At 72.7% G+C, this 3,958-nt stretch carries 5 protein-coding genes; 3 read left to right on the plus strand and 2 right to left on the minus strand.

Features of this window, described 5'->3' with window-relative positions; genetic code table 11:
* Positions 1–238: 238 nt before the first annotated feature.
* On the minus strand, positions 239–685 hold the full coding sequence (locus tag I59_RS05815; protein ID WP_022903060.1) for a MarR family winged helix-turn-helix transcriptional regulator: 447 nt from the start codon (positions 683–685) through the stop codon (positions 239–241).
* 122 nt (positions 686–807) lie between these two features.
* Between I59_RS05815 and I59_RS20705 the strand changes: the two genes are divergently transcribed.
* Both I59_RS20705 and I59_RS05825 read left to right on the plus strand, forming a co-directional pair.
* Complete coding sequence (locus tag I59_RS20705; RefSeq protein ID WP_049976537.1) at positions 808–1,779, plus strand: helix-turn-helix domain-containing protein; 972 nt, start codon at positions 808–810, stop codon at positions 1,777–1,779.
* A 34-nt stretch (positions 1,780–1,813) separates the two neighbouring features.
* Positions 1,814–2,713 (plus strand): NmrA family NAD(P)-binding protein, encoded by a 900-nt coding sequence (locus I59_RS05825; RefSeq protein WP_022903061.1) that lies wholly within the window; start codon positions 1,814–1,816, stop codon positions 2,711–2,713.
* 59 nt (positions 2,714–2,772) lie between these two features.
* On the opposite strand, the gene I59_RS20710 is transcribed toward I59_RS05825, so the two are convergent.
* Positions 2,773–3,126, minus strand: a complete 354-nt coding sequence (locus tag I59_RS20710) for a hypothetical protein (RefSeq protein ID WP_022903062.1) — start codon at positions 3,124–3,126, stop codon at positions 2,773–2,775.
* A gap of 88 nt (positions 3,127–3,214) precedes the next feature.
* Between I59_RS20710 and I59_RS05835 the strand changes: the two genes are divergently transcribed.
* Positions 3,215–3,958, plus strand: a 744-nt coding sequence (locus tag I59_RS05835) for a hypothetical protein (protein ID WP_022903063.1), incomplete at its 3' end; no start/stop codon positions are given.

Genomic DNA, 3,958 nt, shown 5'->3' on the forward strand with positions numbered 1-3,958 from the left:
CTTCCCCGACGCCGCATGCCGCGGATCGTCTCGATGCGCACCGGCTCGATGCCGGGTTCGGTCTCGTACGCGCCCATGGGTGCCTCCCCGATCGTCGGCGTCGGAGCGCTTGCCCCGACCGCGTCCGACGGTACGGGTCACGCCGGGGGCATGACCGGGCAAGTAGATAGCAAAGTTACCTTGTTGCGCTTGCTGGACAAACGGCCTGGGAGTTGGTCCAGACGCCCGTACTCTGCCGTCAGGCGCCCGGGGATCCGAGGTCGATCGCCGCGACGATGCGGTCGACGATCCGCACGAACCGAGCCCGCTCCCGATCCGAGAAGGAGGCCACCAAGTCGTGCAGGTGCTGGTTCGTGCCGTCCATCGCAGCGGCGTACGCCTGTCGGGTGGCCGGGGTCAGTTCGATGTGGCGGCTCCGGCCGTCGTCCGGGTTGGGGACCCGGCACAGGTGTCCTGCGCGTTCCAGGCGATCGACCACGCCGGTGACCGCCGGGCCCGTCAGTCCGAGGTGGCCCGCGAGGTCCTTCACGCGCACCGTCCGGTCGGCCGTCTCCGCCCGTGCGACGAACTGGATCACCGTGAGGTCTCCCGGAGACACCTCCAGACGCTCACGCAGGCGGCTCCGGAGGGCAGCGACCGAGCCCTCCAGCCGGGTGAGCGCGCCGATCAGGTCGAGGTCGCTCATGCGTTGACCACCTCACTGCGGATCGACTCCGAGCAACTGTACGTTGCGCTCACCCGACCACCGTATCCGGATAACGCGCGCCGGTGCGCAAGCGGGACAGACCCCCGGACGGCGGTCTCCCGATGAGCGAGGCGTTCCTCGACGACCAGCCCGTCGCGCCCGTCCGTTTCGAGCTGGCCGGGACGGAACCGGCGGCCGCCGTGCGCGACCTCGGCGGTGTCTACGGCGCCGAGGAGTGGGTCGCCCGGGCAGGCGAGCACGGGTTCTCCTACCGCTACACGGCCGTCGGCGACTCCGAGGTCACGGTCCGGCGCTCCCAGCTGACGGGGGCCATCCGCGGCCCGATGGTGCCCGCCGAGGAGTACGTCGTCGGGTGGCTGACCGGGGGGACGACCGAGCTCGACCTGACCGGCGAAGCCCTCGAGATGCGACCGGACGTCCCCGTGCTCTACCCGACCGACCGGTCCTACACCTTCGCCGCGGCGGACTACGACCAGCGCCTCGTGCACTTCGACCGGGCGTTCGTCGAGCACGTCGCGGCGGAGCACCTCGACCTCGGCGACCGACCGCTCCGCTTCGACCACCTCGCCGCACCGGTGCCGGACGCGATCCGCTCGTGGCGCGTCGCGATCACCGGGCTGACCCGTGCCCTCCGCGTCGCCGGTCCGGACAGCGACGCCTGGCGGACCGCGAAGGAGTCGGCCGCGCGGGTGTTCCTCGAGATGTTCCCACCGCACTCCGACCGGCTGCCGGCGGTGCTGTCCTCGCCGAAGAACGCCCGGTTGCGGGCCGCCGTCGAGCACATCCACGCCCACGCCGCCGAGGAGGTCACCGTGACGGACCTGTCCGCGGTGGCGGGGCTGAGCGTCCGTTCCGTGCAGGAGTCCTTCCGGCGGGTCTTCGACGTGTCGCCGCTGACCTACCTGCGTCAGGTCCGACTCGACCGCGTGCACGAGGAGCTGCTCGCACTCGACCCGCAGGCCGGGGCCGTCGGCGACGTCGCGCGACGCTGGGGGTTCGCGCACCTCGGACGGTTCTCCGCGTCGTACGCGGAGCGGTTCGGCGAGTACCCGAAGCAGACCCTGCGGCGCTGAGCGGTGTGGGAGCCCGGTCCGTAGCCTGGGGTGCATGACCACCACCGTGCTCGTCGCCGGCGCCTCGGGCGACCTCGGTGGACGGATCGTCCGCGCCCTGCTCGACCTCGACCTCGACGTCCGGGTCCGGGTGCTCTCCCGGGGCGGTGCTGCCGCCGAGCGACTACACGAGGACGGTCGTGTCGACGTCGTGACCGGCCGGTACGACGACCACGCAGCGCTCGTCGACGCGCTCCGCGGGGCCGACGTGGTCGTGTCCGCCCTCAGTGGCACCCGGTCCGTGATCGTCGACGCGCAGCGTGCACTGCTCGCCGCCGCCGTCGAGGCCGGCGTCCCGCGGTTCGTCCCCTCCGACTACTCGGCCGACTACCGCTCCGTGACGCCGGGGACGAACCGCAACTTCGAGCTCCGCCGTGAGTTCGCCGCGGTGCTCGACGCGGCACCGGTGCGGGCGACGTCGGTGCTCAACGGTGCGTTCACCGACATGCTGACCGGGCAGGCGCCGCTGGTGCAGTTCGACCGACGGCTGGTGCTCGCCTGGTCGAGCGCGGACCAGACGCTCGACTTCACGACGAAGGACGACGTCGCCCACGTGGTCGCCCGGGTCGCGCTGGACCCGGAGGCGCCCCGCGTGGTCGAGGTCGCGGGGGACCGCGTCACCTCGCGGAGCCTCGCGGACACGCTCTCGCGGCTGACGGGCGTGCGCCACCGGGTGCTCTTCGCCGGCACGACCGGCACCCTGTCGGCGATGGCCCGCGTCGGCCGGCGGCTGTCCCGCGACGACGACGAGCCGTTCCCCGCCTGGCAGGGCATGCAGTACTTCGTGTCCATGTTCAGTGGCGAAGGGCAGCTGCGGAACCTCGGCGGGGAGCGCTACGCGCCCGCGCGCTGGACCACCGCGGAGGACGTGCTGGCAGCACACCTCGGCGTCTGACGCGGCGAGGCGCGGTCAGCGCTGCGGCGAGGCGTGGTCAGCGCTGCGGCGAGGCGTGGTCAGCGCTGCGGCGGGTCCGTGCGGAGGCGTTTGGCCTCGGGCTCCTCGGAGTGCGAGGACGCGGCGTCCACGAAGCGGGCCCCGCCCACCGCCGCGGTCCGCCGCACCAGCTCGCCCACGAGGTCGTCGTCCTCCGGCTCGAGCTCGTCGTCCGGAGCGGTCTCGACCATGACCTGCGACGCCGGTCCGAGGAGCAGCTCCGCGTTGACCGCGGTGCCGGTGTCGTCCGCGGTCGGGATCTCGACGATGTCGGTCGTCCCGTTCTCCCCGAGGGCCGCCGCGTACGCGAGCACCGCGTCCGCGATCGCATCGCCGGTCATCACCTTGTTGTCCCCGTACACCACGTACTTCACGCCGACGAGCCAACTCCTCGACCCCGTGAATGTCCACAGTGCGCAGTACCAGCGGGGTCCCCGGAGAGGTCGACAGAATGAGCGCTGCATGACGACGGATGCTGAACCCCTGATCCACGTCGATCGCCACGGACTCGACATCGACGAGGCGGTCGCGTTCTACGAGGGTGTCTACTCGAGCCGGGACATCAGCGTCGGCCGCGCCGCGGACGGGCGCTTCTCGTGGCGCTTCCGGGCGGTCGGGGACGACGAGGTCGTCGCGGGCACCTCCTCCGTCGACGCACCCCGGTGGGGGACGATCGGGCAGTCGCCGACGTACGTGCTGGCCTGGACGACGCGGCCCGGCCTCGCGGTCGACGCCGCCGGCCGCGACCCCATCGTGATGGACCCGGGCGTGCCGGTGATGTGGCCGTCCGGCCGGGACATCGCGTTCGACGGAGCGCCCACGACGCTGCACACGGTGCGGTTCGCCGCGGCGTTCCTCGAGTCGGTGGCGGCGGCGCAGCGATCGGCCGTGCCCGGACCGCTGCGCTTCGCGACCCGGGCGGACGCCGAGGGCACGGACCGGCTCCGGGCCGTCATCCGCTCGGTCGCCCCCGAGCTCCTGCGTCCCGACACCTCCCGCGAACGGCGGGCCGCGCTGAACATGCTCGTCGCCGAGGCCGTGGTCGATGCCTACGACGCGGTCCCGGCCGCCGACGTCGTCCTCCACGAGGGCCCCGCGACGATGCGCTTCGCCCAGGAGTGGATGGTCCAGAACGCACACCGGCCGATCACGAGCACGGACGTCAGTCGCGCCACCGGCATCAACGCGCGGAGCCGCAGGCGCCTC

The organism is Curtobacterium sp. B8 (assembly GCF_000333315.1).
GTDB classification, from domain to species: Bacteria; Actinomycetota; Actinomycetes; order Actinomycetales; family Microbacteriaceae; genus Curtobacterium; species Curtobacterium luteum.